General features: G+C 66.5%; 23 protein-coding genes. 20 read left to right on the top strand and 3 right to left on the bottom strand.

From position 1 onward, the window contains the following. Positions 1–25 precede the first annotated feature (25 nt). The 8 genes from AC56K1_RS20100 (at position 26) to AC56K1_RS20065 (ending at position 10,649) form a co-directional block, all read left to right on the top strand. Positions 26–577, top strand: a complete 552-nt coding sequence (locus tag AC56K1_RS20100) for a thymidine kinase (RefSeq protein WP_497159564.1) — start codon at positions 26–28, stop codon at positions 575–577. 5 nt (positions 578–582) lie between these two features. Beyond that, complete coding sequence (locus AC56K1_RS20095; RefSeq protein WP_497159563.1) at positions 583–1,164, top strand: hypothetical protein; 582 nt, start codon at positions 583–585, stop codon at positions 1,162–1,164. Between the two features lie 157 nt (positions 1,165–1,321). Continuing rightward, a complete protein-coding gene (locus tag AC56K1_RS20090) occupies positions 1,322–3,592 on the top strand; it encodes a carboxy terminal-processing peptidase (RefSeq protein ID WP_497159562.1) in 2,271 nt (756 codons plus the stop codon). A 483-nt stretch (positions 3,593–4,075) separates the two neighbouring features. Then, a complete protein-coding gene (locus tag AC56K1_RS20085; RefSeq protein WP_497159561.1) occupies positions 4,076–4,738 on the top strand; it encodes a PEP-CTERM sorting domain-containing protein in 663 nt (220 codons plus the stop codon). A 132-nt stretch (positions 4,739–4,870) separates the two neighbouring features. Beyond that, positions 4,871–6,073, top strand: a complete 1,203-nt coding sequence (locus AC56K1_RS20080; protein WP_497159560.1) for an acyl-CoA dehydrogenase family protein — start codon at positions 4,871–4,873, stop codon at positions 6,071–6,073. A 10-nt stretch (positions 6,074–6,083) separates the two neighbouring features. Next, positions 6,084–7,223, top strand: coding sequence for an acyl-CoA dehydrogenase family protein (locus AC56K1_RS20075; RefSeq protein ID WP_497159559.1), 1,140 nt, complete (start codon positions 6,084–6,086; stop codon positions 7,221–7,223). After that, on the top strand, positions 7,220–7,693 hold the full coding sequence (locus AC56K1_RS20070; protein ID WP_497159558.1) for a MaoC family dehydratase: 474 nt from the start codon (positions 7,220–7,222) through the stop codon (positions 7,691–7,693). Before AC56K1_RS20075 ends, AC56K1_RS20070 begins: the two co-directional genes overlap by 4 nt. A gap of 223 nt (positions 7,694–7,916) precedes the next feature. Next, a complete protein-coding gene (locus tag AC56K1_RS20065) occupies positions 7,917–10,649 on the top strand; it encodes a DUF8189 domain-containing protein (RefSeq protein WP_497159557.1) in 2,733 nt (910 codons plus the stop codon). A gap of 72 nt (positions 10,650–10,721) precedes the next feature. On the opposite strand, the gene AC56K1_RS20060 is transcribed toward AC56K1_RS20065, so the two are convergent. The 3 genes from AC56K1_RS20060 to AC56K1_RS20050 all read right to left on the bottom strand — a co-directional run bounded on the left by AC56K1_RS20060 (position 10,722) and on the right by AC56K1_RS20050 (position 13,900). Then, entirely contained in the window at positions 10,722–11,954 is a 1,233-nt protein-coding gene (locus AC56K1_RS20060; RefSeq protein WP_497159556.1) for an acyl-CoA dehydrogenase family protein, read from the bottom strand. 62 nt (positions 11,955–12,016) lie between these two features. Then, complete coding sequence (locus tag AC56K1_RS20055; RefSeq protein WP_497159555.1) at positions 12,017–13,105, bottom strand: phosphotransferase; 1,089 nt, start codon at positions 13,103–13,105, stop codon at positions 12,017–12,019. A gap of 84 nt (positions 13,106–13,189) precedes the next feature. Further along, a complete protein-coding gene (locus AC56K1_RS20050) occupies positions 13,190–13,900 on the bottom strand; it encodes a histidine phosphatase family protein (protein WP_497159554.1) in 711 nt (236 codons plus the stop codon). Between the two features lie 194 nt (positions 13,901–14,094). Between AC56K1_RS20050 and AC56K1_RS20045 the strand changes: the two genes are divergently transcribed. The 12 genes from AC56K1_RS20045 to AC56K1_RS19990 all read left to right on the top strand — a co-directional run bounded on the left by AC56K1_RS20045 (position 14,095) and on the right by AC56K1_RS19990 (position 25,399). After that, positions 14,095–15,798 (top strand): GspE/PulE family protein, encoded by a 1,704-nt coding sequence (locus tag AC56K1_RS20045; protein WP_497159553.1) that lies wholly within the window; start codon positions 14,095–14,097, stop codon positions 15,796–15,798. Then, positions 15,798–17,036, top strand: coding sequence for a type II secretion system F family protein (locus AC56K1_RS20040; RefSeq protein ID WP_497159552.1), 1,239 nt, complete (start codon positions 15,798–15,800; stop codon positions 17,034–17,036). Before AC56K1_RS20045 ends, AC56K1_RS20040 begins: the two co-directional genes overlap by 1 nt. A gap of 44 nt (positions 17,037–17,080) precedes the next feature. Beyond that, the gene (locus AC56K1_RS20035; protein ID WP_497159551.1) at positions 17,081–17,572 is read left to right on the top strand and encodes a hypothetical protein; all 492 of its coding nucleotides are present in this window, start codon (positions 17,081–17,083) and stop codon (positions 17,570–17,572) included. Positions 17,573–17,617: 45 nt separating this feature from the next. Then, positions 17,618–18,076: a prepilin-type N-terminal cleavage/methylation domain-containing protein gene (locus AC56K1_RS20030; protein WP_497159550.1), complete on the top strand. Its 459-nt coding sequence runs from the start codon at positions 17,618–17,620 to the stop codon at positions 18,074–18,076. Positions 18,077–18,129: 53 nt separating this feature from the next. Continuing rightward, the gene (locus AC56K1_RS20025) at positions 18,130–18,627 is read left to right on the top strand and encodes a prepilin-type N-terminal cleavage/methylation domain-containing protein (protein WP_497159549.1); all 498 of its coding nucleotides are present in this window, start codon (positions 18,130–18,132) and stop codon (positions 18,625–18,627) included. A 307-nt stretch (positions 18,628–18,934) separates the two neighbouring features. Next, the gene (locus AC56K1_RS20020) at positions 18,935–19,867 is read left to right on the top strand and encodes an agglutinin biogenesis protein MshI (RefSeq protein WP_497159548.1); all 933 of its coding nucleotides are present in this window, start codon (positions 18,935–18,937) and stop codon (positions 19,865–19,867) included. Beyond that, positions 19,864–20,514 carry a PilN domain-containing protein gene (locus AC56K1_RS20015; protein ID WP_497159547.1) on the top strand — a complete coding sequence of 217 codons (651 nt, stop codon included), beginning with the start codon at positions 19,864–19,866 and terminating at the stop codon, positions 20,512–20,514. The genes AC56K1_RS20020 and AC56K1_RS20015 overlap by 4 nt, the downstream gene beginning before the upstream one ends. Continuing rightward, on the top strand, positions 20,511–21,224 hold the full coding sequence (locus AC56K1_RS20010; RefSeq protein WP_497159546.1) for a type II secretion system protein M: 714 nt from the start codon (positions 20,511–20,513) through the stop codon (positions 21,222–21,224). Before AC56K1_RS20015 ends, AC56K1_RS20010 begins: the two co-directional genes overlap by 4 nt. Beyond that, positions 21,221–21,601: a hypothetical protein gene (locus AC56K1_RS20005; protein ID WP_497159545.1), complete on the top strand. Its 381-nt coding sequence runs from the start codon at positions 21,221–21,223 to the stop codon at positions 21,599–21,601. The genes AC56K1_RS20010 and AC56K1_RS20005 overlap by 4 nt, the downstream gene beginning before the upstream one ends. Before the next feature lie 11 nt (positions 21,602–21,612). Continuing rightward, a complete protein-coding gene (gene mshL / locus AC56K1_RS20000) occupies positions 21,613–23,421 on the top strand; it encodes a pilus (MSHA type) biogenesis protein MshL (RefSeq protein ID WP_497159544.1) in 1,809 nt (602 codons plus the stop codon). Continuing rightward, positions 23,421–24,311 carry an ExeA family protein gene (locus tag AC56K1_RS19995; protein WP_497159543.1) on the top strand — a complete coding sequence of 297 codons (891 nt, stop codon included), beginning with the start codon at positions 23,421–23,423 and terminating at the stop codon, positions 24,309–24,311. Before mshL ends, AC56K1_RS19995 begins: the two co-directional genes overlap by 1 nt. Continuing rightward, entirely contained in the window at positions 24,308–25,399 is a 1,092-nt protein-coding gene (locus AC56K1_RS19990) for a tetratricopeptide repeat protein (RefSeq protein ID WP_497159542.1), read from the top strand. The genes AC56K1_RS19995 and AC56K1_RS19990 overlap by 4 nt, the downstream gene beginning before the upstream one ends. Positions 25,400–25,439 lie beyond the last annotated feature (40 nt).

Below are 25,439 nucleotides of genomic sequence, written 5' to 3'. Positions count from 1 at the left end.
TTTTCACCAGCATCCGGGGCAGGGCGTGGCAAAACTTTATTTCAGGTATTCGGCGATGAACGCCGGTAAATCGACTGCGCTGTTGCAGGTCGCGCATAACTACGAAGAGCAGGGCCAGGCGGTCAAGCTCTACACGGCGGCGATCGACAACCGCTATGGCGTCGGCTTGATCACCTCGCGCCTGGGACCGCAGCGCGAAGTCGATACCTTCGAGCGGGATACCGACTTCCTGGCGGCGGCCCAGCCGGTCTCCTGCATCCTGGTGGACGAAGCCCAGTTCCTGACCACCCTGCAAGTGCAGCAGCTGCACCAGGTGGCACAGGTGCGCGGCATTCCCGTCATCTGCTACGGTTTACGCAGCGACTTCCGCGGCGAGCCTTTCCCTGGCTCGGCGTATTTGCTGGCCCTGGCCGACGACATCGAGGAAATCAAGAACATCTGCAGCTGCGGGAAAAAAGCGACCATGAACATCCGCGTCGACGCAGACGGACGACGCGTCCGCGAAGGCGAGCAGGTAAGTATTGGCGGCAACGAAAGCTACCGCCAGGCCTGCGGCCGCTGCTTCTACGCGCGCTGAGCCCGATGCCGCCGGCAATCGGCTGCGCTGCCTGGCTGCCGGCCGCCGCCTGCACGGGCGGCATCATCATCGACATGCTGCTCTACCTGGCGCCCTCGATCGCGCTGGCGCTGCTGCTGTGGATCGGTTCGGGCGCCCATCCCTTCTTTTTTGTCTTCACCGCGGCCGGCACGCTGTGCCATGAGCTGGCCCATTTCTCGGTCGGCCTGCTGACCAATGCCGAGCCGGTGGGCCTGAGCGTGCTGCCGCGCCGCATCAAGCGTCCGGGCAAGGGCCACAACTGGGAACTGGGCTCGGTCACGTTTGCCAACCTGCGCTGGTACAACGCGGCCCCGAGCGCACTGGCGCCGCTGATGGTGCTGGGCCTGCCGTTCGCGGTGGCCTGGTGGCGCATCCGCCACGGCTGGACCTTCGAGCCGCTCGATCTGCTGCTGGCCGTGTTCCTGGCGCCGCAATTCCTGTCGTTCTGGCCATCCCCGGTGGACTGGCGGCTGGCGGCGCGCTCCTGGCCATGGATTCCCCTCATCCTCGTTGCCGTCCTGGCCATGAAATACGGCGCCAGCCTGCCCGGGCTTGTCAAAGGGTGAACGCCTGGCTTATGCCAGCCTTAAAGACGCGCCGCAATAGCACACAAGCTGGCTTTGCACGCTTGCAGCTTCCTGTAGAATGGGCTGCAAAGGGCGACCTGTCCGGCATGCCTTGCCGCACGCGCCAAAGGCACTATACGTTTCGGAGAAACGACGAATGAAAAAGCACCATCTGATCATGGCCGCAGTGGCCTTCGCCATGTCGGCCCACGTGGTCACCGCGCAGCCGGAAAAAACCGCCTCGGTCCAGCCGACCAGGATCGCCGGCGCAACCCAGATGAAGCCGCTCGCCGAGCAGACCCAGGCAGCCGTCTGGGCGTCGCGCGTGCTGGGCCGCTACCACTACAAGGCCTTGCCGCTCGACGACGCGATGTCGCAGAAAATCTTCGACAATTACTTCGAGACGCTGGACAGCGAAAAGCTGTACTTCAGCCAGACCGACGTCGACCAGTTCGCGCCGATGCGCACCAAGATGGATGACGCCATCAACAACGAGAACCTCACGGTCCCGTTCGCCATCTACAACCTCTACCAGCAGCGCTTCACGGAGCGCATGGCCTACGCGCGCCAGCTGCTCAAGACCACGCCCGACTTCGCGCTCAATGAGACGCTCCAGCTCGACCGCGAGAAGGCGCCTTACGCCAAGTCCGAAGAAGAGATCCGCGACCTGTGGCGCAAGCGCGTCAAGAACGACTGGCTGCGCCTGAAGCTGGCCGGCAAGGACGACAAGGGTATCCGCGAGACGCTCGACAAGCGCTACGAGAACTACGTCGGCCGTATCCGCAAGCTCAACAACGAAGACGTGTTCCAGATGTTCATGAACGCGTACGCCACCGCCATCGAGCCGCACACCAACTACCTGGGCCCGCGCTCGGCCGACAACTTCGACATCGCCATGCGCCTGTCGCTGGAAGGCATCGGCGCGGTGCTGCAGACGCGTGACGAATACACCATCATCCGCGAGATCGTGCCGGGCAGCCCGGCTGCGCTGTCGGGCAAGCTGAAGGTGGGCGACCGCATTACCGGCGTGGCCCAGGGCAATGGCGCCCTCACCGACGTGCTCGGCTGGCGCATCGACGACGTGGTCCAGCTGGTGCGCGGCGAGAAGGGCACCACCGTGCGCCTCGACGTGCTGCCAGGCGACGCCGGTCCCGACGCCAAGCCGGTGAGCGTGTCGATGGTGCGCAAGAAGATCAGCATGGAAGAGCAGGCCGCCAAGAAGTCGATCATCGAAGTCAAGGATGGCGGCGTCAAGCGACGGGTCGGCGTGATTTCGCTGCCGACCTTCTACCTCGACTTCGAGGCGCGCCGCCGCGGCGACAAGGACTTCCGCAGCGCCACCCGCGACGTGGCCCGCATCCTTGGCGAACTCAAGAAGGAAAAGGTCGACAACGTGCTGATCGACCTGCGCAACAACGGCGGCGGCTCGCTCACCGAAGCGATCGAGCTGACCGGCCTGTTCATCGACAAGGGCCCGGTGGTGCAGCAGCGCGACGCCCAGGGCCGCATCGAAGTCGAATCCGACACCAATGCCGGCCTGGCCTGGGACGGCCCGGTGGGCGTCCTGATCAACCGCGGTTCGGCCTCGGCATCGGAAATCTTCGCCGCCGCCATCCAGGATTACGGCCGCGGCCTCGTCATTGGCGAGCCGAGCTTCGGCAAGGGCACGGTCCAGACCCTGATCGACCTCGACCGCTTCTCGCCGGGCGAAAAAGTGCGCTACGGCGAGCTGAAGATGACGATCGCCCAGTTCTTCCGAATCAATGGCGGCACCACCCAGCTGCGCGGCGTCACGCCGGACATCAAGCTGCCGGTGCTGTCGGACACCGACAGCTTCGGCGAGTCGTCCTATGACAATGCGCTGCCATGGGTGGCGATCAAGCCGGCCAGCTTCGCTGCGGCAGGCGACCTGAAGGAACTGATCGCGCCGCTGCAAAAGCGCCACGAAGCCCGGATCGCCAAGGACAAGGAGTTCCAGTTCCTGCAGGAAGACATCGCCGAAGTGCTAAAGGTGCGCAAGGAAAACGCGATCTCGCTGAACGAAGCCGTGCGCCGCAAGGAACGCGACGCCCAGGATGCCAGGGCCAGGCTGCGCGAAGCACGCCTGGCCGGCGCCAGCGGCACGGCGACCGACGAGCCTGCCATGGGTCCGGCCGGCAAGGAAGCACGCGGCAAGGTGCCGGCTTCGACCAAGCCCGGCAAGACGACCGTCGCGGTGCGCGGCGCGCCGCGCCAGGACGACGGCCTGCAATTCGACGAGCGCGACCTGAAGGCCGAACTCGCTGCCGAGAAGGCGGCCAAGGATGCCAAGGATATCCTGCTGCAGGAAGCCGCCAACATCCTCGCGGACGAAGTGGGCATGCTGCGCCTTGACTCCCGCATGGCCTCGCGTGCCATGCCGTACATGGCCTCGCCACGCGGTAACTGACCGACGGCGCCAGCCCCGCTGGCACTGAGAAAAATGGCCGGTCCTGCAGCTGCAGGCCGGCCATTGTCGTTTAGCGCAGTCACATTGTTGATGTCAACATGCCCGGCCACGACACCAGTGCAAAAAAATGTTGTTTAATTCGCGCCTTGGACGCAAATCCTGTAGGACGGTGCGACGCGGTCGACACGACAAATATTGCACTACGTTATCTCATCAGTTCACTTTCCACCCCGGATTCTGACAGCGCCATTCGTTTCCACGTCGTATTCTACGAAGATTGCATTTTCCGCAAGAAAAGCAGGCGCGCTACCTTAATCAGCCGACATAGCCGTAAGAAGATTCCTACGCAAACACGGGGCATATTCCCGCATTCATACCCCGCGCACGGTTGAGCTATCGGTCTTGTTGTAATTTTTCTATGTGTGTTAGGATAATCCTACGTTGTAAGAACAATAATTGAATCTCAACTTAGGAGTTAATCCCATGACAATTCGTCACCTCGTTATTGCTGCGCTGCTGGTCGGCGCAGGTGCCGCCCAAGCTGATACGATTTCGTCGAGCACTTCCGCGCCACCGACTTTCCTGTCCGGTTGGACTGCCGGCAACGGGGTTGATGTCCTCGGTTCCGGTGTTCTCGAAGGCGGCCTGAAGCTCATCGGCGGTGTCGCCCACTCGGCCGGTTCGTCGTCGGCGGCCACCCTGGCGGACATCCTGGACGGCAAGGCATCGGCCTCGATCGCCCAGGACAACGGCCAGACCACCATGTTCTTCAAGCGCGGCATTGCGGGCGACTATCTGCTGGGCTCGAACATGGCCATCATGGCAGCCGCCATGGGTACCGGCGTCTCGCTGGTCGGCTCGGCTAACGGCGCAGTGGTCCAGGAAGCGATTGTCTCACGCGGCGCCACCGCCGGCGGCGGTGCAGCCAGCGGCCCATCGGGTTCGGCTGGTTCGACCGGTTCTGCCGGCCTGGGCATTCCATCCGCATCGGCCGGCGGCTCGGTCAGCGTGACGGCGCCTAGCATCGGCACTGGCAACGGTGCAGGTACAGGCGCCGACGCTGTCGCCGTGCCGGAACCGGCAAGCCTGGCGCTGATGCTGGCAGGTATGCTGGGCGTTGGCGCAGCGCGCCGCCGCACCCGCTAATTGATCTGCTGCAGGGCGGCTCTGCCCGTCCTGCATGAGCGCCAGTGTTTCCACTTGGCGCCGTGTCCTATTGCGGTACAATCCTTGTGAACGGTCGTGCTATTCCAGGCGGCCCAATAACAAGGAGACGACATGGACCTGCATTACTCGGACGAGGACCTGGCCTTTCGCGACCAGGTCCGCGCCTTCCTCGATTCCCATCTTCCCGAAGACCTGCAAGCCAAGGTGCTCAAGCACCTGCGCCTGAACAAGGACGACTTCGTCCGCTGGCACAAGATCCTTGCGCAGCAGGGCTGGGCCGCGCCCGGCTGGCCGGCCGAGTTCGGCGGCCCTGGCTGGACGCCGATCCAGCGCCATATCTTCGAAGAAGAATGCGCACGTGCCGGTACGCCGCGCATCATGCCCTTCGGGATCGACATGGTGGCGCCGGTGATCATGGCCTTCGGCTCCCAGCAACAAAAAGACTATTTCCTGCCGCGCATCCTGTCCTGCGCCGACTGGTGGTGCCAGGGCTATTCCGAGCCGGGCGCCGGATCCGACCTCGCTTCGCTCAAGACGACCGCGGTTCGCCATACGGACGCCGGGGGCGACTATTACCTGGTCAACGGCCAGAAGACCTGGACCACGCTGGCCCAGCACGCCGACATGATCTTCTGCCTGGTGCGCACCGACAGTTCCGTGCGCAAGCAGGAGGGCATCTCCTTCCTGCTGATCGACATGCATGCGCCGGGCGTCACCGTGCGCCCGATCATCATGCTCGACGAAGACCACGAAGTGAACGAAGTCTTCTTCGACAACGTGCGCGTGCCCGCCGCCAACCTGGTGGGCCATGAAAACCGCGGCTGGACCTATGCCAAATACCTGCTCGGCCACGAGCGCACCGGCATCGCCGCGGTCGGGCGTAGCAAGCGCGAGCTGGCCTTCCTCAAGCGCCTGGCCCGGCGCGAACAAAAGAACGGCCGCCCGCTCCTGGCAGATCCCCTGTTCGCAGCCAAGGTGGGTGCGCTCGAGATCGAGCTCATGGCCCTGGAAATGACCGTGCTGCGCGTGCTGGCCCAGGCCAACAAGGCGCCGGGGCCGGAAGCCTCGGTGCTCAAGGTGCGCGGCACCGATATCCAGCAGATGCTGACCGAACTGATGCTGGAAGCGGCCGGCCCGATGGCCTTGCCTTTCGACGCGGCCTATCTGGAAGGCGAGAGTGAGCACAGTATCGCCGGCGACGACGATGCCGCTCCGCTCGCGCCGTATTACTTCAACTACCGCAAGACCTCCATCTATGGGGGCTCGAACGAAATCCAGCGCGGGATCATCGCCCAGATGATCCTGGGCCTGTAAGGAGAGCCAGATGAATGTCAATCTGAAGGAAGAACAGGTCCAGTTCGCCGATGCGCTGAAACGCTGGATCGGCCGCGACTACAGCTTCGAGCAGCGTCGCGCCATCATCGGTTCCGCGCAGGGCACCTCGAACGAAGCCTGGGCCACGCTGGTGGAATTGGGCATGACGGCGCTGCCGGTGCCGGAACGGCATGGGGGCTTCAGCGGCGGCGCGACCGACATGTTCGTCGTGATGCGCGAGCTTGGGCGCGGCCTGGTGGTCGAGCCCTATTTCGCCACCGTGCTGGGGGCAAAGTTCCTGACACTGGGCGGTGCGCACGGGGCCCTGCTCGAGGCGGTGGCGGGCGGCGAACTCAAACTTGCCTGCGCCCTGGGCGAGCGCCAGTCGCGCCACGAGCTGCGCGACATCCTTACCCGGGCCGAACAGGCGGGCGATGGCTGGCGCCTGACGGGCGAAAAGAAAGCGGTCATCCACGGGGCCGAGGCCGGGGTGCTGATTGTCGCTGCACGCAGCAGTGGCGGCCAGCGCGAGGACGCGGGCATCACACTGTTCGCGGTGCCGATCGACGCGCCCGGCGTGCAGGTCCTAGCTTACCGCACGCTGGACGGCCTGCGTGCGGCGGACGTGCGTCTTGAGGGCGTCACGCTGCCGTCTGACGCCGTCATCGGGCAGGCGGGGAGTGGCTGGGACATCCTGGAACACGCGGCCGACTATGGCGCCGGCCTGCTGTGCTTCGAAGCCCTTGGGGCGATGGAAGCCTTGTTCGACGCGGCGCTCGACTACCTCAAGACGCGCCAGCAGTTCGGCGTTCCGATCGGTAAGTTCCAGGCCCTGCAGCACCGCATGGCCGATATGTATATCCATCTGGAACAGGCGCGCTCGATGGCGCTGCTGGCGGCGGTCACGCTCGACGGCGACGACCCCTGCGAGCGGCGGCGCGCGGTGTCGGCGGCCAAGTACCGGATCGGCGAGGCCGCGCGCTTCATCGGCCAGCAGGCGGTGCAGCTGCACGGCGGCATGGGCGTGACCGACGAGCTGGCCGCGGCCCATTACTTCAAGCGCCTGACGACCATCGACTTGAGCCTGGGCGACCGCGACCACCACCTGGCGCGATTCACCGCCCAGCCGGGTTTCCAGGAGGCCGCGTGAGCGCAGGTCAGCCGCAGCGCTACTTCGAGGACTTCTACGTCGGCCAGGAGATCGACCTCGGCGCGCGCAGCGTGAGCGAAGAGGAAATCATCGCGTTCGCGCGCGCGTTCGACCCGCAGCCTTTCCATGTCGACCCGGACGCCGCCGGCGAATCCATCTTCGGCGGCGTCATCGCCAGCGGCTGGCATACCTGCAGCCTGATGATGCGGATGGTGGTTGACGGCATGATGTGCTCGGCCTCGAGCATGGGTTCGCCCGGCCTGGATGGCGTGTGCTGGCGCCGGCCGCTGCGCGGCGGCGACACCCTGCACGTGCGCTACCTGACGACAAGAGTAAAAGCGTCCGCCTCCAAGCGAGATCGCGGCGTGGTCTGGTCAAAGTGGATCGCGACCAACCAGCATGGCGAAGAAATCTGCACCATCGACGGCATGGGCCTGTTCGGGCGCCGTCCCGCCGCCGGCACGACCTAAGCCAGCAGTATGTCGGCAGGCCGTTGGCGGGCCTGCCGGCGCCATCCCTCCATCCCCTTCGTCCAGACGCGTCGCCCGCATTTCGATCGTGGCGCTTGTTTGCGTAAACGCAAACGAATCGGTCCGGCTGAGCTCCTAAGCTGCGCTCTGGCCATCGGACTGGCACGGCTTGCCTGTCCCCTGGCCCTGGCAGTTTCATGCGGTCCAACTACAGGGGTGAACCATGAGCGAGCAAGGCAGGCAGCAACAGATGCAGGCGGGCGGGATGTCTGGGGGCGGGGCAATGGGCAGCGGCATGCCCACGCCGTCGATGGGTGCGGCAAGCGGGGACCCGATGCCGCGTCCCGGCCAGGCCGCCTCCCGCGCAGGAGGCGCGGCAGCGGCCGATACCATGCCGCGCCCGGGCGCGCAGGGGGCGGGCGGGGCGGGCATGCCGCGTCCTGCGGGCATGAGCGGGGGCGCAGGCGGGGGCGGAGCCGGCGGCGGCGGCGACAGCACGCGCTTCGTACAGCCGGGCCGGCCAAGCGGGCCGCAGTACGAGCCGGGCGTGGTCGAGGTCCAGTTCCGCGACGGCCTCCAGCCCAGCCTGTCCCAGGACGCCACCAGTACCGCCGTGTTGCTGCAGGCGCGCTCGGCGCCGGACAGCGTGGGCCTGGATGCGGTCAACCAGATCCTGCAGCGCTACCGCCTGGTCAGCGCCGAGCCCACCTTCAACCGCACGGTCGAAGAAGGCGACAGCGCGCGCGCCACCGCGCAGCAGCAGGGCATCGACGTGCCGCACCTGGCCGATTTCATCACCCTGCATTTCCCGCCGGACGCCAACGTCTCCGAGATTGCCGCCGAGCTGTGCAGCTCGCCGCAGGTGGCGCGCGCCGTCCCGGTGCCGACCGCGCGGCCGCCGGTTGACGTGCTGGAACAGGCGCCGCCGCGCACCGTCGGCCCGATTGATGCGCCGCGCGAGGGCGCCGGGGGCGACTTCCCGGAGCGGCTGCGCCAGGAGCGCGTGGCTCCGCCGGCCACGCCGCTGGCCGAACCCCTGGTCGGCAACAGCGACCAGGCCGTCATCAACCCGCATACCGGCCTGGAAAACCAGTGGTATATCTTCCGCTGCCGCGCCAACCATGCCTGGAGCATGTCCTCGGGCGTTAACGTTGTCATCGCCGACGTCGACTGGGGCTACAGGACCGGCCACGAAGACCTGGCGCCGCATCTGGCCAAGACCTATAACGCCTTCGACGGTTCCGGCACGGTGAACACCGGCGGCTCGATCTATCACGGCACCGGCGTGCTCGGCTTGAGCGGCGCCTCCGCCAACGGCAAGGGCATGGCAGGCTTCGGCTTCGAGTCCGAACTGTGGGGCATCCAGGCCGATTCCGGCCCCGGCTCGTCGTTGGGCGGCAATGCCTGGGCGCGCGGCATCGATTGGGTCCGCACCGCGGACAGCGGCGGCAAGCGCAAGGTCATCATCCTCGAGGTGCAGACCGGCGCCTTCGGCAACTACGAGCAGGTGCCCTCGGTGAATGCGGCGATCAAGACGGCCATTGCGGCCGGCGTGGTGGTCTGCGTCGCCGCCGGCAATGGCGACCGCGACGCGGGCGTGGACGATGCCGGCAACCCGATTCCGGCCACCGGATCGATTCTGGTGGGCGCCACCGCTTACGACCCGGCCACCAACCCGCGCGCCTGGTTCAGCAATTTCGGCGCCAACATCGTGGTCGCCGCGCCCGGAGACTCGGACCACGACGTGACCTGCCACAGCGCGTCGGACGCCAGCTACAGCAACCACTTCGGCGGCACTTCGGGCGCCACGCCCAAGGTGGCCGGGGTGGCCGCGCTCATGCTGTCGACGAACCCTTCGCTGAGCCACGCGCAGGTGCGCGACCTGCTCAACTCCACGGGCTCTTTGGTGACCACCACCGCCGGCAAGCCCGTGGGCAAATTCCTCAACGCCGAAGCGGCGGTGCGGGCCGCGCGCACGGGCGTCACGGGCCGCATGGAAGTCTTCGCGCGCGGCACCGACAAGGCCGTCTGGCACCTGTGGCAGACCGCGCCCAATAACGGCTGGAGCAGCTGGGCCTCGCTGGGCGGCTGGGTCGACACCATCCGCAGTGCGCGCAATGCAGACGGCCGCCTCGAAGTATTCGGCCGCGGTTCCGACAAGGCCGTCTGGCACCGCTGGCAGACCGCGCCCAACAACGGCTGGAGCGACTGGCATTCGCTGGGCGGCTGGGTCGACCTGATCGAAATCGGCCAGAACCAGGACGGCCGGCTGGAACTGTTCGCGCGCGGCCCGGACGGCGCGCTGTGGCACCGCTGGCAAACCGCGCCCAGCAACGGCTGGAGCGAGTGGGCTTCGCTGGGCGGCTGGATCGACCGGCTCTCCATCGGCCGCAACCAGGACGGCCGCATCGAGGTCTTCGCGCGCGGCGGCGACGGCGCCCTGTGGCACAACTGGCAGACTGCGCCGAACAACGGCTGGAGCGGCTGGGCCTCGCTGGGCGGCTGGATCGACATGCTCGACGTCGGGCGCAACCAGGACGGGCGCATCGAAGTGTTCGCCCGCGGCTCCGACGCCGCGCTCTGGCACATCTGGCAGACCGCGCCGAACAATGGCTGGAGCAGCTGGAATTCGCTGGGCGGCTGGATCGACCAGATCGCGGTCGGCAGCAACCTGGACGGCCGCATCGAGGTGTTCGCGCGCGGTTCCGACAAGGCCGTGTGGCACCGCTGGCAGACCGCGCCCAACAACGGCTGGAGCGGCTGGAATTCGCTTGGCGGCTGGGTCGACCGGCTGTTCGTCAACAACAATGCCGACGGCCGCATGGAATTGTTCGCGCGCGGTTCCGACCAGGCCTTGTGGCACCGCTGGCAGACGGCGCCGAACAATGGCTGGAGCGAATGGGGGACCCTCGGCGGGATCATCGACTCGATCGAGGTGGCCCAGAACGCGGGCTAGGGCAGGGGAGCGACCCGCGGCGGTGCGTGGGTCGCCCGAGGGTGGGCGGGGTGGCCGCGGCAGGGCCCTGGGCTAGCCCTTCGGCGCCGCGTACTTCGCCAGCTCCAGCTTGGCCACGGCATTGCGGTGCACTTCGTCCGGGCCGTCTGCCAGGCGCAGGGTGCGGTTCCCGGCCCACTGGTAGGCCAGCGGGAAGTCGTCCGACACGCCGGCCGCGCCGTGGGCCTGGATCGCCCAGTCCAGCACGTCCTGGGCGACGGTGGGCGCCAGCACCTTGATCATCGCGATCTCGGCTGCCGCCTGCTTGTTGCCCACCGTGTCCATCATGTAGGCGGCTTTCAGCGTCAACAGGCGCGCGGTGTCGATCCGGATGCGCGACTCGGCAATGCGCTCGCGCCAGACACCCTGTTCGGAAATCCTGCGCCCGAAGGCCACGCGCGACTCGAGCCGTTTGCACATCAGTTCCAAGGCGCGCTCGGCCACGCCAATGGCGCGCATGCAATGGTGGATGCGCCCCGGGCCCAGGCGCCCCTGGGCGATCTCGAAGCCGCGCCCTTCGCCCAGCAGCATGTTGGCGGCGGGTACCACCACGTTCTCGAACAGGATCTCGCAGTGGCCGTGCGGGGCGTCGTCGTAGCCGAACACCGGCAGCGGGCGCACGATGGTGATGCCGGGCGTGTCGGCCGGGACCACGATCATCGACTGCTGCTGGTGGCGGGCCGCATGCGGGTCGGTCTTGCCCATCACGATGAAGAGCTTGCAGCGCGGGTCGCCCGCACCCGAGATCCACCACTTGTGGCCATTGATGACGTAGTCGTTCCCGTCACGCTCGATGCGGGTGGCGATATTGGTCGCATCCGAGGAGGCGACGTCCGGCTCGGTCATGGCAAAGGCCGAGCGGATCTCGCCGCGCAGGAGCGGCTCCAGCCAGCGCGTCTTGATGTCCTCGGAGGCGTAGCGCTCCAGCGTTTCCATGTTGCCGGTGTCGGGCGCCGAGCAATTGAACACTTCCGGTGCCCAGGGCACCCGGCCCATGATCTCGCACAACGGGGCGTAGTCGAGGTTCGACAGGCCCTCCGGCACGCGGCTTGATGTTGGCAGGAACATATTCCACAGGCCGGCGTCGCGCGCCAGCGGCTTGAGCCGCTCGATCAGGTCGAGCGGCAGCCAGCGCGTGCCCTTGTCACGTGCATTGGCCGCGATTTCATCAAGAAAGGCGCGCTCGTTGGGGTAGATGTGTTCGTCCATGAAGGCGAGCAGGCGCGCCTGCAGTTCCTGGCAGCGGTTGGAATAGGCAAAATCCATGTGTTTTTCCTTGTCGTCGATTCGGTCGAAGCGTCTCGCCCGGCTGCATCAGCCGGGGGCCATCAGGCGCGGCTGCGGGTGGCGAACTGCCAGGCGATCTCGGCCATCGGCCGCGCCGCCTTGCCGTTCTCCAGGGCCTGGGCGCTGGAGGCGGTGCCGTCCACATAGCGCTTCATGATGCCCTGCATGATGCCGGCCAGGCGGAACATGTTGTAGGCCAGGTAGAAGTCGAAGTCTTCCGCGCGGATCGTCTTGCCGGTGCGCTCGCAATAGCGCGCCACGTAATCGTCCAGCGAGGGGATGCCGAGCCCGGCCAGGTCCAGGCCGCCAATGCCGCGGAACTTGCCCGGCGGGATGTGCCAGCTCATGCAGTGATAGGAAAAATCCGCCAGCGGATGGCCAAGCGTCGACAGTTCCCAGTCGAGCACACCGATGATGCGCGGCTCCGTCGGATGGAAGATCAGGTTGTCCAGCCGGTAGTCGCCATGCACGATGCTGGTGTCTTCGCCAGCCGGGATGTTGTGCGGCAGCCACTCGATCAAACGGTCCATCGCCTCGATGGTTTCGGTGCGCGAGGCCTGGTACTGCTTCGTCCAGCGCTCGATCTGGCGCGCGAAATAGTTGCCCGGCTTGCCGTAGTCGCCCAGGCCGATGGCGGCGTAGTCGGTCGTATGGAGCAGGGCGATCACGCGGTTCTGCTCGTCGTAGATGGCGGCGCGCTCGCCTGGACTCATCCCGGGCAGCGACTGGTCCCACAGCACCCGGCCCTCGACGAATTCCATGACGAAGAAGGCGCGGCCGATGATGGATTCGTCCAGGCACAGGGCCAGCTGGCGCGGCACCGGAAAGCCCGCACCATGCAGCGCCCGCATCACGCGGAACTCGCGGTCGATGGCGTGCGCCGAGGGCAGCAGCTTGGCGGCAGGCCCCGGCTTGGTGCGCAGCACATACTGCCGCTGTCCCTCACCGCTGCCCGCACTGAGTTTGAAAGTGGGATTCGACTGGCCGCCCTTGAACTGCTCGACCGCGAGCGTGGCACCCGGCCCGCCAGGATAGCCTTCGACCTGGGCGCGCAAGAAAAAGTCGAGCGCATCGACATCGAATTTCTGGCGTTCGGACACTGGCTTTGTGCCCATCATTTCCTCGAACATCGCGTCTCCGTTGTTGTGTGTGTGTTCTTCATTCTAGCCCGGCCGGTCAGAAATGTGTACGGGCGTGCTATTTAGAATGACGGCTTAGCGGCCCTTGCGGTATTGCTCGAACAATTGCTCCATCGTGGTGGTGCGGGCGCCCGGCTGCAGCGGGCCAGGGGGCACATAGTTCACGAAGCGCACCACCCAGTCGCGCGCGTCCTCGCCGACGTCGAGCGCATTGATGCAGCCGGCCGCCTGGGACAGGCCGCCCAGGAACATCCGCTGCCCGGTGAGGGCCAGCGACAGGATCGCGCAGTTCACGCCGCCGTGCAGGACCAGCAAGACGGTGTCCCAGTCGCCTCTGGCGCGCAGGCGGTCGACCGCCGGGTGCACCCGGTCCATCATCTCGCCGACCGACTCGCCGCCGAGGAAGCGCTGGTCCTGTTGCACCACGCCTTCGAACGCCCCGGTAAATGCGCGCCGCAGTTCGTCGGTGGGAATGGTTGACAGGCGCCCGCCGCGGATTTCGTGCAATTCGGGCCACACCTCCGGCTCGATGTCCTGGGCCAAAGCGGCCAGCACCCGCCGCGCCGTCTCCACCGTGCGCGGCAGGTTCGAGGTGATCACGCGGTCGAAACGCACGCCGGCGTCGAAAAAAGCCTGGCCGGCGGCGTCGGCCTGGGCCTGGCCGGTTTCGTTGAGCGCCACGGATTCAGGCAGGAAGGGTTTGCCGCTGTCGTCGAAATAGGTCACGCTGCCGTGGCGCATCAGGTAGATGCGGCGGCGCTGGGCGCGTTCGCTGGATGGGTTCATGGGGTCTCCGTCAATGCCGGCGGCAGTCCGGAAAGCCTGCCGTCCTTGTCAGCTTGTCCAGCGATCTTACACGCCATGCCAATTTGGCGAGGCAAAACGGCGACACTTTGCATGCTGGCCGGTAATTCCAACAGTCAATTTATTCTCGTTCTGGCATAAAATGTTCGTTGCAAGATATAAAAAAAGGGATGTACATGGCAAGGCCGGAAAAAATTCGCCTGGGCGAAGTGCTGATCCAGCAAAAGCTGCTGTCCGAAGAACAGCTGTTGCAGGCGCTGGCGGACCAGAAGCGCACCGGGCGCAAGCTGGGCCGGGTGTTCGTCGAAAGCGGTTTCGTGACCGAGGAGCAGATCTCCGGCGCGCTCGCACGCCAGCTCAACATCCCCTATATCCACCTCAAGTTCTACAACATCAACGCCGAACTGGTGCGCCTGCTGCCGGAGACGGCCGCGCGGCGCTTCCGCGCGCTGGTGCTGGAAGACCGCCGCGAGACCATGCTGGTGGGCGTGTCCGACCCGACCGACCTGTTTGCCTATGACGAGATCGCGCGCCTGCTGAAAAAAGGCGTCGAGCTGGCAGTGGTCAACGAGACCGAAGTGCTGGCCGCGATCGACCGCATCTACCGCCGCACCGGCGAGATCACCGACTTCGCGCGCGAGGTCGAGGCCGACCTGGGCGATACCTCGATCGACTTCGGCGCGCTGGCCGCCAATCCGGGCCTGGAAGAGGCGCCCATCGTCAAGCTGCTGCAGTCGGTGTTCGACGATGCCGCCCAGGTGCGCGCTTCCGACATCCACATCGAGCCGCAGGATGGCCGCCTGCAGATTCGCTTCCGCATCGACGGCGTGCTGCACCTGCAGACCGAAGCCGACATCAAGGTCGCAACGCCCTTGGCCCTGCGCCTGAAGCTGATGGCGGACCTGGATATCTCGGAAAAGCGCCTGCCGCAGGACGGGCGTTTCGCGGTCAAGGTGCGCAACCAGCGCATCGACGTGCGTATCTCGACCATGCCGACCCAGTACGGCGAATCGGTGGTCATGCGCCTGCTGAACCAGGGCGGCACCACGCTGCGCCTGGACGCGATCGGCATGCCGCCGCGGATCGTCGAACGCTTCCGCGCGCTGGTGCAGCGCCCCAATGGCCTGGTGCTGGTTACCGGCCCAACGGGTAGCGGCAAGACCACTACTCTTTATAGTGCGCTGTCCGAACTGAACTCGGTCGAGAAGAAGCTGATCACGGTCGAAGACCCGGTCGAATACCGCCTCGCCGGCATCAACCAGGTGCAGGTCAACGACAAGATCGAACTGTCCTTTGCGCGCGTGCTGCGCTCGGCGCTGCGCCAGGATCCGGACATCGTGCTGGTGGGCGAGATGCGCGACCAGGAAACCGCCCAGATCGGCCTGCGCGCCGCCATGACCGGCCACCTGGTGCTGTCCACCCTGCACACCAACGATGCCGCCAGCACCCCGCTGCGCCTGATGGACATGGGCGTGCCGCGCTACATGGTGGGCGGTTCGCTCCAGGCCGTGCTGGCCCAGCGCCTGGTGCGCGTGATCTGCGAAAGCTGCTCCACGCCATGCCAGCCGACGCCCGGCGAGATCACCTGGCTGCAGCCCGAGCTGGGCCAGCATGCCGCCACCACCCAGTTCTTCCATGGGAAGGGCTGCTCGCATTGCAACGGCACGGGTTTCCGCGGCCGTACCGGCGTGTACGAGCTGCTCGAGATGACGCGCGCCGTCACCGACGCCGCCAACCACCCGGACCCGGCCCACTTCCTGAAGGTCGCGCATGCGGCGATGGAAGGCGAGACCTTGCGCCGCCATGGCGTGCAGCTGGCCGTGCAGGGCCGCACCACGATTGCCGAAGCGATGCGCATCAGTAACCAGCTCGACGACTGATGGCCTTCTTCGCCTACAAGGCCCGCAACGCGCGCGGCGAACTCCTGCAAGGGGTGCTGGAAGGCGCCGACAGCGGGGCGGTCGCCGACCAGCTGTTCGGCAGCGGCGCCACGCCGATCGAGATCAACCCCAGCCGCAAGGGGCCGGCCTCCAGGGATGGCGGCGACGGCTTGTGGGCGCGCCTGACCGAGAAGAAGGTCACGTCGATGGACGTGCAGCTGTTCAGCCGCCAGATTTATACCCTGCTCAAATCCGGTGTGCCGATCATGCGCGGCCTGGCGGGCCTGCAGGAGTCGGCCATCAACAAGTCGTTCGGGCGGGTTATCAAGGACTTGCGCGAATCGCTCGATTCGGGCCGCGAACTGTCCTCGTCGATGGCGCGCCACCCGAACGTATTCAACAGCTTCTACCTGTCGATGGTGCGGGTGGGCGAGATGACCGGCCGCCTGGAAGACGTCTTCCTGCGCCTGTTCGACCACCTGGAATTCGACCGTGACATGCGCGAGCGCGTGAAGACCGCGCTGCGCTATCCGAGCTTCGTGGTCATCGCCATGATCATCGCGATGATCATCGTGAACGTGTTCGTGATCCCGAGCTTCACCTCGGTGTTCAAGCAGTTCGGCGCCGAGCTGCCCCTGATGACCCGGATCCTGATCGGCACCTCGGATTTCACGGTGCGCTACTGGCCGCTGATGGCCGGCCTGGCTGCCTGCGCGGTGGCGGGCTTCATCCGCTGGAGCCGCAGCGTCAAGGGCCGGCTGGCCTGGGACAGCTACAAGCTGCGCCTGCCGATCGCGGGCAAGATCATCCACAAGGCCACGATGGCGCGTTTTGCCCGCAGCTTCGCGCTGTCGATGCGCAGCGGCGTGCCGATCGTGCAGGCACTCACCGTGGTGTCGCAGACCTCGGACAACGCCTACCTCAGTTCGCGCATCGAGCAGATGCGCGACGGCGTCGAGCGCGGCGAAAGCATCCTGCGCACGGCGACCGCCGCCGCCGTGTTCACCCCGGTCGTGCTGCAGATGATCGCGGTGGGCGAGGAGTCCGGTTCGCTCGACGACCTGATGGACGAGATCGCGCTGATGTACGAGCGCGAGGTCGATTACGAACTCAAGACGCTGTCGAGCCAGATCGAGCCGATCCTGATCACCTTCCTGGGCGTGATGGTGCTGGTGCTGGCGCTGGGCATCTTCCTGCCGATCTGGGACCTGGGCAAGGCTGCACTGCATCCGAAATGAAGCGCGCACCGGCCACGCCACGAGGAGCAGGGTTCAGGCGCGGCTTGAGCCGCCTCGAATGCATGGTCCTGGCCGCGCTGTCGCTGCTGCTCGCGGGCTGGGTGCTGGCCCGGGTGCTCGAATACCACGCGCTGCTCGAACGCGCAGCCGCGATGCAGGTCGTGTCGGCGGCGCGCACGGCGATGGCGGTGCGGGTGGCGCGCATGTCCGGCGCCGGGCCCGAAGCCCTGGAGGCGCTGGCCCTGGAAAACCCGGTGACCTGGCTGGCCCATCCGCCCCGGAATTACCAGGGCGAGTACTACCGGCCGCGCGCCGGCACCATCAAGCCGGGGTACTGGTATTTCGACCGCTTTGATAAGACGATCAACTTTTTGCAAAGTAACGACACTTTTACTCCAAGGACATCAAAATTGCTCAAGTTCAAGGTAGAATTGTTGCGCGAGCTCGCTCCAGCCGGCAGGAATGGACGGAACGTAGCGATTCTCGGGCTGGCGCTCAGGTCAGTAGGGGACCGGGTGGCATCCAATCACCACTAAAAAACGCGGGTCGTCCGCACCAATTCTTTTAACGGAGAGCGCTTCATGAACAATAATTTCAAGGCCAGCAACCAAGGCGGTTTCACCCTGATCGAACTGATCGTCGTCATCGTCATCCTGGGTATCCTGGCCGCGACTGCGCTGCCGAAATTCGCCGACCTGGGCGGTGACGCCCGCCTGGCCAGCATGAAGGCCGCCAAGGGCGCCGTCGCTTCGACCTCGGCCATGGTGCACGCCAAGGCGCTGATCAACAACGCCGATACCGCCGTTGTCCTGGAAGGCACCAGCGTTCCTGTCGCGAACCGTTACGCGGCTGCCGACGTCGTGCTGGCAACCGCCGCCGGCCTGAGCTCGCCTGACTACACCGCCACCATCGTCAACGGCGCGCTGCAGGTTGTCCTGAGCGGCACCGCCACCGCCGGCACCTGCGGCTTCACCTACACCGCTGCAACGGCTACTGCTGCACCGGTGATCGCCGACCTGACTGCGCTGAACTGCAAGTAATCCCGGCCCAGCCTGGCTGGACCACCTGCCACCCTGGATGACATGAGGATCCGATGAAGAATCGTTTCGCCCTTGTCGCCCAGGGTGGTTTCACGTTGATCGAAGTGGTCGTCGTGATTGTCATCCTCGGCATCCTGGCCGCCACCGCGCTGCCTAGATTTGCCAGCATGGGCGGCGACGCCAGGGCCGCGAGCCTGAAGGCCGCCCGGGGCGCCATCGTCGCGGCCGCGGCCATGGCCCATGCCCAGGCCCTGCTCGACCGCAGCGCCACCACGGTGACCATGGAAGGCGTGCAGGTCGCGCTGACCAACGGCTATCCGGCCGCCGGCACCGACGCCGAGGCACGCAAATTCGCCGAACTGGCGGGCTTGAGCGCCGACGACTACGAATTCGAAACCTTCAAGGACGAGCTGATCGTGCGTCCGAAGGGCGTGAGCGACGCCAACGAAATGCGCTGCTTCGTCAGCTACCAGCCGCCTGCCGCCGCCAACCGCAGCCCGTCGATTACCGAAGGCAGACTGGAAGGCACGCGCAATTTCAGCTGCGGCTGAACCCTTGATTTCCCGCCCCGAGTTCATTGCGGCGGCCCGGGCAGGCCTGTTTGAGCGCTTTCGAACCCGCTTCCCAAGCGCCCGAACATGGCGCGGCAGGATTGCCAAATTCACAATCGATGTCGCTTATCCGCCGCCAGGTTTCTCCCAAGGCATGTATCGGGACGAAAAGCCCTCACAAGAGCGAAAAACCCGTTTGTTTTCCGTTGTTGCACCGCTTTTTTTGATCGATAGAGGTCCGTCTTGAATATAATCAAGTCTTTGTTGGACCAATTCATTTCTTCGCCGACAGGACAGTTGCCGCTTGATGCGTTTCTTTAAAAAAGCCAAAAAGAAGGAAGGGTGGTTGGCCATCGCTGTCCAGCGCGACGGCGTGGCCGCCGCCAGCGTCCGGCGCGGCGACGGCAAGCCCTTGGTGCGCTTTGCGCACTTCCTTCCTGGCCAGGCCGACGCGGTGCTGGAAAAAGCCGGCCGCGAAGGGCAGGCCGATGCCTGCTGCTGCGCGACCCTGCTGGGCGGCGGCGAATACCAGGTCCTCAGCGTTGAGTCGCCCAATGTGCCGAAGGAAGAAATGCGCACGGCCATCCGCTGGCGCCTGAAGGACATGCTCGACTTCCCAGTGGCCGAGGCCACGGTGGACGTGCTCGACATCCCTGTGGACCAGGGCGGCGGCGCGCGCGCCCAGCAGTCGATCTTTGCCATTGCCGCGCGCAACAGCGTGATCGCCCCGCGCCAGAAACTGTTCCTGGACGCGAAGATCGACCTGGCCGTGATCGATATCCCGGAAATGGCACAACGCAATATCTCCGCCATGCTGGAACCCGAAGGACGCGGCGTCGCCATGTTGTCCTTCGGCGCCGACGGCGGGCTGCTGACCGTGTCCTTCCGCGGCGAGCTCTACCTGTCGCGCCGCTTCGACGTGACCTTGGAGCTGCTGCTCGAACCGGACCACGACCGCAAGCATGCGAGCTTCGACCGCATCACGCTCGAGCTCCAGCGCTCGCTCGACAACTTCGAGCGCCAGTTCTCCTTCATCAGCGTGTCCAGGCTGCTGCTGGCGCCATCGCCCGTGACCGGCCTGGACGAATACCTGTCGAGCAATATGTACATGCCGGTCGAGACGCTCGACCTGGCCAGCGTCTTCGATTTCAGCCGCACCCCCGAGCTGGCCGACCCGGCGCAGCAGGCCCGCTTCTTCCTGCCGCTGGGCGCGGCCCTGCGCACCGAGGCCGCGGCATGAGCCAGCAGATCAACCTGTTCAACCCGGCCTTCCTGCCGCAGAAGAAGATCCTGAGCGCGCCGATGATGGGCGCGGCGCTGCTGGTGCTGGTTGCCGGTATCGCGGGCCTGAACGTGGTGCTGCGCGCGCAGACCACGCGCATGCAGGCCGAGGCCGACGCCGGCGCCACCGAGCTGGCGCGCAAGCAGGCGCGCCTGGCCTCGGTGAATGCAGAATTCGCGCCGCGTAAAAAAACCGCCGAGATCGACGCCCAGATCCAGCAGGCCGATGCTCAATTGGCGGGCCTGCGCCACGTCTCCGGCGTGCTCCAGCGCGGCGAACTGGGTTCGACCGCCGGCTTCGCCGGCTATTTCCAGGCCTTCGCGCGCCAGAGCGTCCCTAGCCTGTGGCTCACTAGCGTGACCATCGCCGGCCAGGACATCGGTATCCAGGGCCGCACGCTCGACCCGGCGCTCGTGCCCGGCTATATCAGCCGCCTGACCCAGGAGCCGCTGTTGCAGGGCAAGTCGTTTGCCAGCCTGCAGATCAAGCAGGCCGAGCAGCTCACGACCACGGACGCGCAGGGCAAGCAGACCAGGGCACCGGCACCGTATGTGGAATTCAGCCTGCAGTCGCTGCCGGCCAGCACGGAGGCCCCGCGTCCATGAAACAGCGCCTGGTCCAGCTTGCCGCGCGCGTCGACGCGCTGACCCTGCGCGAACGTGCGCTGGTCTTTGGCGCGGCGGTGGTGCTGGTCACTTTTGTGGGCTACCAGCTGGTGCTCTCGCCGATCTACCGCACCCAGGAAGCCTTGCTGGAACAGATCCTCCAGCAGCGCAACAACATGATGGGCATCGATACCGAGATCGTCGCCAGGGTCGAGGCCTACCAGGTCGACCCCGATGCCCAGGCCCGCAGCCGCCTCGACAACCTGAAGCAGGAAACCGCGCGCCTCGGCGAATCGCTGCTCGCGATGCAGGACGGGCTGGTGCCGCCGGAGCGCATGGCGCCGCTGGTCGACGCGATCCTGCGCGCCAACGGCCGCCTGCAGCTGGTGGCGCTGCGCACGCTGCCCGTCGAAACGATTTCGGCGAGCGCCGCACCGGCTGGTACGGCCACGACAGCCACCGCTGCCGGCGCGCCCATGTCCGCCGATGCTGCGGCCGCCAAGCCTGCCGATCTGCTGTACCGCCATGGCGTCGAAGTGACGGTACGCGGCAATTATCTCGACATGATCAACTACATGAGCGCACTCGAAGCGATGCCGACCCGGCTGTTCTGGGGCAAAGCACAGCTCGACGTGGAGGAATATCCGGCCTCCCGCCTCACGCTCACGCTCTATACCCTGAGTCTCGACCGGAATTGGATGAAGCTGTGAAGACATCGACCGCACTGACCCTCGCCGCACTCGTGCTGGCTTCCCCCTTCGTGGCGCAGCAGGCCAGGGCCCAGCTGCTTGATCCGACCCGGCCGCCGGCCATGCTGGGCCTGCGCGCAGGCGCGGACGCTGCCGGCGACGGCCTGCCGCGCCTGCAGTCGGTGCTGATTTCGCCACGCCAGGGCGGCCGCCACGTCGCCGTGATCGACGGCGAGACGGTGCGCCTGGGCGACAGCTTCAAGGGCGCGCGCGTGGCCCGCATGAGCCAGACCGAGGTCGAGCTGGTGCGCGGGCGCGAACGCCAGGTGCTGCAGCTGCATCCGGCCGCACCGGTACCAGGCTCGCCCGCCGGCGCCGGCGCCAGGCTGGCCAATTGAGGGAAGCACTTATGCGCACCTCCTTGACTTGCGGCGCCCTTGCCGGCGCGCTGCTGCTGGCCAGTTGCCAGTCCGCGCCGAAGCAGGACACCTATGACGCGATCGGCCGCGAAATGGCGCGCGCCAACAGCCAGCCGAGTGCTGCACCGGCGATGGACGACGCCGTCGCCAATGCGCTGCTGCCGCCGGCCGCGGCGCTGGCGGGCAGCCTGCCCAAGGCGCGCCCGGCGCTGGAAGAGCGCTTCAACGTCTCGTTCAACAACGTGCAGGCGCAGCAGTTCTTCCGCTCGATCGTGGCCGGAACCCGCTACAACATGCTGGTGCATCCGGACGTGGGCGGCAGCATCAGCGCCAACCTGAAGGACGTCACGCTGGTCGAGACGCTCGAGGCGGTCAAGGAGATGTACGGCTACGACTACAAGATCGACGGCACCCGCATCACCATCCGCCCGCTCACCATGCAGACCCGCATGTTTCACGTGAACTACCTGGTGGCGCAGCGGCGTGGCAGCTCGAACCTGCGCGTGACCTCGACCTCGGTGGCGAGCGCCGGCACCAGCAACAGCGGTGGCGGTGGCAACGGGGGCAACAACCAGGGCAACCAGGGCAACCAGGGCAATAACAATGGCAACAACGGCAACCCGAACGGCAGCAGCGGCGTGCTGATGGAGAGCACCGACGTCAACACGACCTCGGTGAACGATTTCTGGGCCGACCTGAAGGCGGCGGTCGAGGCCATCGTCGGCTCGAAGGAGGGCGGGCGCAGCGTGGTGATCAGCCCGCAGTCGGGCGTGCTGGTGATCCGCGCCATGCCCGACGAACTGCGCAGCGTCGACATGTACCTGAAGGCGACCCAGCTCTCGGTGGACCGCCAGGTGATCCTGGAAGCGAAGATCCTCGAAGTGGAATTGAACGACAGCTTCCAGAGCGGCATCAACTGGGCGTCCTTCGCCTCGTTCCGCGGCGGGCACGCCAACCGTGTCTCCGGCGGCATGATCTCGCCGGGCGCCAACCTGGCCCCGCTGCCTTTCGACGGCGGCCAGCCGGGGCTGATCACCAACGGCGCGGGACTGGCGGCCAGCACCGGCTTCTCGCTGTCGCAGGCGGCCAATGCGGCCGGCTCGCTGTTCGGCTTCGCGTTCCAGACCAATAATTTCGCGGCGCTGATCTCCTTCCTGGAGTCGCAGGGCACCGTGCACGTGCTCTCGAGCCCGCGCGTGGCGGCGATGAACAACCAGAAGGCCGTGCTCAAGATCGGCACCGACGAGTTCTACGTCACCGGCGTGACCACCACCACCAACAGCACGGCGTCGGGCAACACGACCACGCCGAGCATCACGCTGCAGCCGTTCTTCTCGGGCGTGGTGCTGGACGTGACCCCGCAGATCGACGACAAGGGCAACATCCTGCTGCACGTGCACCCGTCGGTGAGCCAGGTCACGACCGTCAACAAGGGCGTCAACCTCGGCACCGGCGGCACGCTCAACCTGCCGCTGGCGGCATCCTCTACCAGCGAGCTCGACAGCATCGTGCGCGGCCAGAACGGCCGCGTGGTCGCCATCGGCGGCCTGATGCGCCAGGCCTCGACCGGCGACACCGACCAACTACCCGGCGCCGACCGGGTGCCGGTGCTGGGCGCGCTGTTCCGCAACAAGAAGCGCGTCAACCAGAAGCGCGAACTGGTGGTGCTGATCAAGCCGACCATCGTCGAAGGCGCCAACGACTGGAGCCAGGACCTGCTCGACACCAGCCGCCGCATCGACGGCCTGAACCCGTCCAGCCAGGGCGTGACCCGTTCGGCCCAGCCGGGAAGCAAGTAATGTACGCGGCACACTTCGGCCTGCGCGAGCCGCCATTCGGGATCACACCCGACACCAGCTTCTTCTTCGGCAGCCCGCGCTCGCAGGAAGCCCTCAACACGCTCCTGATCGCGGCGCGCAGCGGCGAAGGATTCATCAAGATCACCGGCGAAGTCGGCACCGGCAAGACCCTCCTGTGCCGCAAGTTCATGGCCACGCTGGGTGACGGTTTCGTCACCGCTTACATCCCGAACCCTTACCTCGAGCCGCGCACGCTGATGCTGGCGCTGGCCGACGAACTCGAGATCGCGCTGGAGCGCGACGTCGATCAGCACCAGCTGCTCAAGGCGATCAATGGCCGCCTGCTGGAGCTGGCGGGGCATGGCCTGCAGGTGGTGCTGTGTCTCGATGAAGCGCAGGCGATTCCCGTGGAGAGCCTGGAGGCGCTGCGTCTGCTGACGAACCTCGAGACCGAGAAGCGCAAGCTGCTGCAGATCGTGCTGTTCGGCCAGCCGGAACTGAACCGCAAGCTCGAACTCGACCAGATCCGCCAGCTGGCCCAGCGCATCACCTTCCATTACCACCTCGGCCCGCTCTCGCGCGACGACCTGGATTACTATGTGGCGCACCGCTTGCGCGTGGCCGGTTTCACGGGCGCGCGCCTGTTCTCGGCAAGCGCGATCCGCCGCCTGTTCACCTACAGCCGCGGGGTGCCGCGCCTGGTGAACATCCTGGCGCACAAGTCGCTGATGCTGGCCTACGGGCAGGGCAAGCAGCAGGTGGGCGCCGGCCACGTGATGACGGCGGCGATCGACACCGTCGGCGCCAAGCGCCGCTACTGGCCCTGGCTGGCCGCCAGCGGCGTGCTGGCCGGCGCCGCGGCCGGCATTGCATGGGCATTCGTACGATGAGCCTGATTAACAGGATGCTGCAGGACCTCGACGCGCGCGGCGGTCACCCCGGGCCGTCCGCGGTGTCGCCGGAGATCAAGACCGTGCTCGCGCCCGAGCGCGGTTTCCCGTGGCTGCGCATGGCGCTGGCCGGCGGCCTGGTGCTGGGGCTGGGCGCGTCGGGGTATATGGCGTGGCGGCTGCAGCAAGGGGCGGTTGTTCAAGCGCCGGTGAAGGCGGCGCTAGCCCCGGTGGTGGGTCCCGTTGCCGGGCCTGCGCCTGCGCCGGTGCTGCCTGCGCCGGTAGCCGAACCAGTGGTGGCGAAGGCGCCGGACCCGGCGCCTGGCGAACCGGAGCCGGTCGTGGAAGCGCCTCCGCCGGAGCCGAAGAAAACGGTAAAGGCCGAGCCCAGGCCGGTGAAAACAGAAGCCTTGAGGCGCGAGCCGGTGGAGGCAAAGGCGCCTGCGAAGGCCGGGGCGCCGGACAAGGCTGCTGTGAAGCCGGCCGCACCGGTCAAGGCGGCCGGCGGGCGCGTCGAGACCACGGCGCAGCGTGCCGAGAATGGCTACCGCCGCGCGCTGGCCAGCCTGGAAGAGGGCAGGGTAAGCGAAGCGATCGGGCACTTGCAGGCTGCATTGCGCGCCGACCCGCGCCACGAAGCCTCGCGCCAGACCCTGGTCAGCCTGCTGGTGGAAGCCAGGCGCCCGGACGAAGCGGCGCGCCAGCTGCAGGCCGCGCTGGCGCTCGATCCGCGCCAGCCGTCGTTGGCGATGCTGCTGGCACGCCTGCAGATCGAGCGCGGCGGCCCGGCGATCGACACCCTGCTGCGCACCCTGCCTTATGCGGCGGGCAATGGCGAATACCATGCCTTCCTGGCTGGCGCGCTGCAGCGCGAAGGGCGGCACCGCGAAGCGGCCGAGCATTACCAGGCGGCGCTGCGCACCGCGCCGCAAAACGGCGTGTGGTGGATGGGACTGGGGATTTCTCTGCAGGCGGAGAAGCGTAACGTGGAGGCGGCGGAGGCGTACACGAAGGCGCGGAGCAGTGGAACGCTGGCGGCGGAGTTGCAGGCCTTCGTGGAGCGCAAGCTCAAAGCGCTGGCGCGCTGATGCTTTTGTAGCGTGGGCGGGTTTCCTGCCGACGCTACGG

Source organism: Telluria sp. ZB4P37 (genome assembly GCF_059685855.1).
Note: the sequence above shows the minus strand (reverse complement) of the source record. Positions and strands in the feature narration are given on the sequence as shown.

What these genes read in the sequence shown, in the direction of transcription:
- AC56K1_RS20055 (WP_497159555.1), bottom strand. Translation starts at nt 13,105, where the DNA reads ATGTTCGAGGAAATGATGGGCACAAAGCCAGTGTCCGAACGCCAGAAA.
- AC56K1_RS19995 (WP_497159543.1), top strand. Translation starts at nt 23,421, where the DNA reads ATGTACGCGGCACACTTCGGCCTGCGCGAGCCGCCATTCGGGATCACA.
- AC56K1_RS20090 (WP_497159562.1), top strand. Translation starts at nt 1,322, where the DNA reads ATGAAAAAGCACCATCTGATCATGGCCGCAGTGGCCTTCGCCATGTCG.
- AC56K1_RS20010 (WP_497159546.1), top strand. Translation starts at nt 20,511, where the DNA reads ATGAAACAGCGCCTGGTCCAGCTTGCCGCGCGCGTCGACGCGCTGACC.
- AC56K1_RS20025 (WP_497159549.1), top strand. Translation starts at nt 18,130, where the DNA reads ATGAAGAATCGTTTCGCCCTTGTCGCCCAGGGTGGTTTCACGTTGATC.
- AC56K1_RS20095 (WP_497159563.1), top strand. Translation starts at nt 583, where the DNA reads ATGCCGCCGGCAATCGGCTGCGCTGCCTGGCTGCCGGCCGCCGCCTGC.
- AC56K1_RS20075 (WP_497159559.1), top strand. Translation starts at nt 6,084, where the DNA reads ATGAATGTCAATCTGAAGGAAGAACAGGTCCAGTTCGCCGATGCGCTG.
- AC56K1_RS20085 (WP_497159561.1), top strand. Translation starts at nt 4,076, where the DNA reads ATGACAATTCGTCACCTCGTTATTGCTGCGCTGCTGGTCGGCGCAGGT.
- AC56K1_RS20030 (WP_497159550.1), top strand. Translation starts at nt 17,618, where the DNA reads ATGAACAATAATTTCAAGGCCAGCAACCAAGGCGGTTTCACCCTGATC.
- AC56K1_RS20040 (WP_497159552.1), top strand. Translation starts at nt 15,798, where the DNA reads ATGGCCTTCTTCGCCTACAAGGCCCGCAACGCGCGCGGCGAACTCCTG.
- AC56K1_RS20060 (WP_497159556.1), bottom strand. Translation starts at nt 11,954, where the DNA reads ATGGATTTTGCCTATTCCAACCGCTGCCAGGAACTGCAGGCGCGCCTG.
- AC56K1_RS20015 (WP_497159547.1), top strand. Translation starts at nt 19,864, where the DNA reads ATGAGCCAGCAGATCAACCTGTTCAACCCGGCCTTCCTGCCGCAGAAG.
- AC56K1_RS20065 (WP_497159557.1), top strand. Translation starts at nt 7,917, where the DNA reads ATGAGCGAGCAAGGCAGGCAGCAACAGATGCAGGCGGGCGGGATGTCT.
- AC56K1_RS20020 (WP_497159548.1), top strand. Translation starts at nt 18,935, where the DNA reads ATGCGTTTCTTTAAAAAAGCCAAAAAGAAGGAAGGGTGGTTGGCCATC.
- AC56K1_RS19990 (WP_497159542.1), top strand. Translation starts at nt 24,308, where the DNA reads ATGAGCCTGATTAACAGGATGCTGCAGGACCTCGACGCGCGCGGCGGT.
- AC56K1_RS20045 (WP_497159553.1), top strand. Translation starts at nt 14,095, where the DNA reads ATGGCAAGGCCGGAAAAAATTCGCCTGGGCGAAGTGCTGATCCAGCAA.
- AC56K1_RS20080 (WP_497159560.1), top strand. Translation starts at nt 4,871, where the DNA reads ATGGACCTGCATTACTCGGACGAGGACCTGGCCTTTCGCGACCAGGTC.
- AC56K1_RS20050 (WP_497159554.1), bottom strand. Translation starts at nt 13,900, where the DNA reads ATGAACCCATCCAGCGAACGCGCCCAGCGCCGCCGCATCTACCTGATG.
- mshL (WP_497159544.1), top strand. Translation starts at nt 21,613, where the DNA reads ATGCGCACCTCCTTGACTTGCGGCGCCCTTGCCGGCGCGCTGCTGCTG.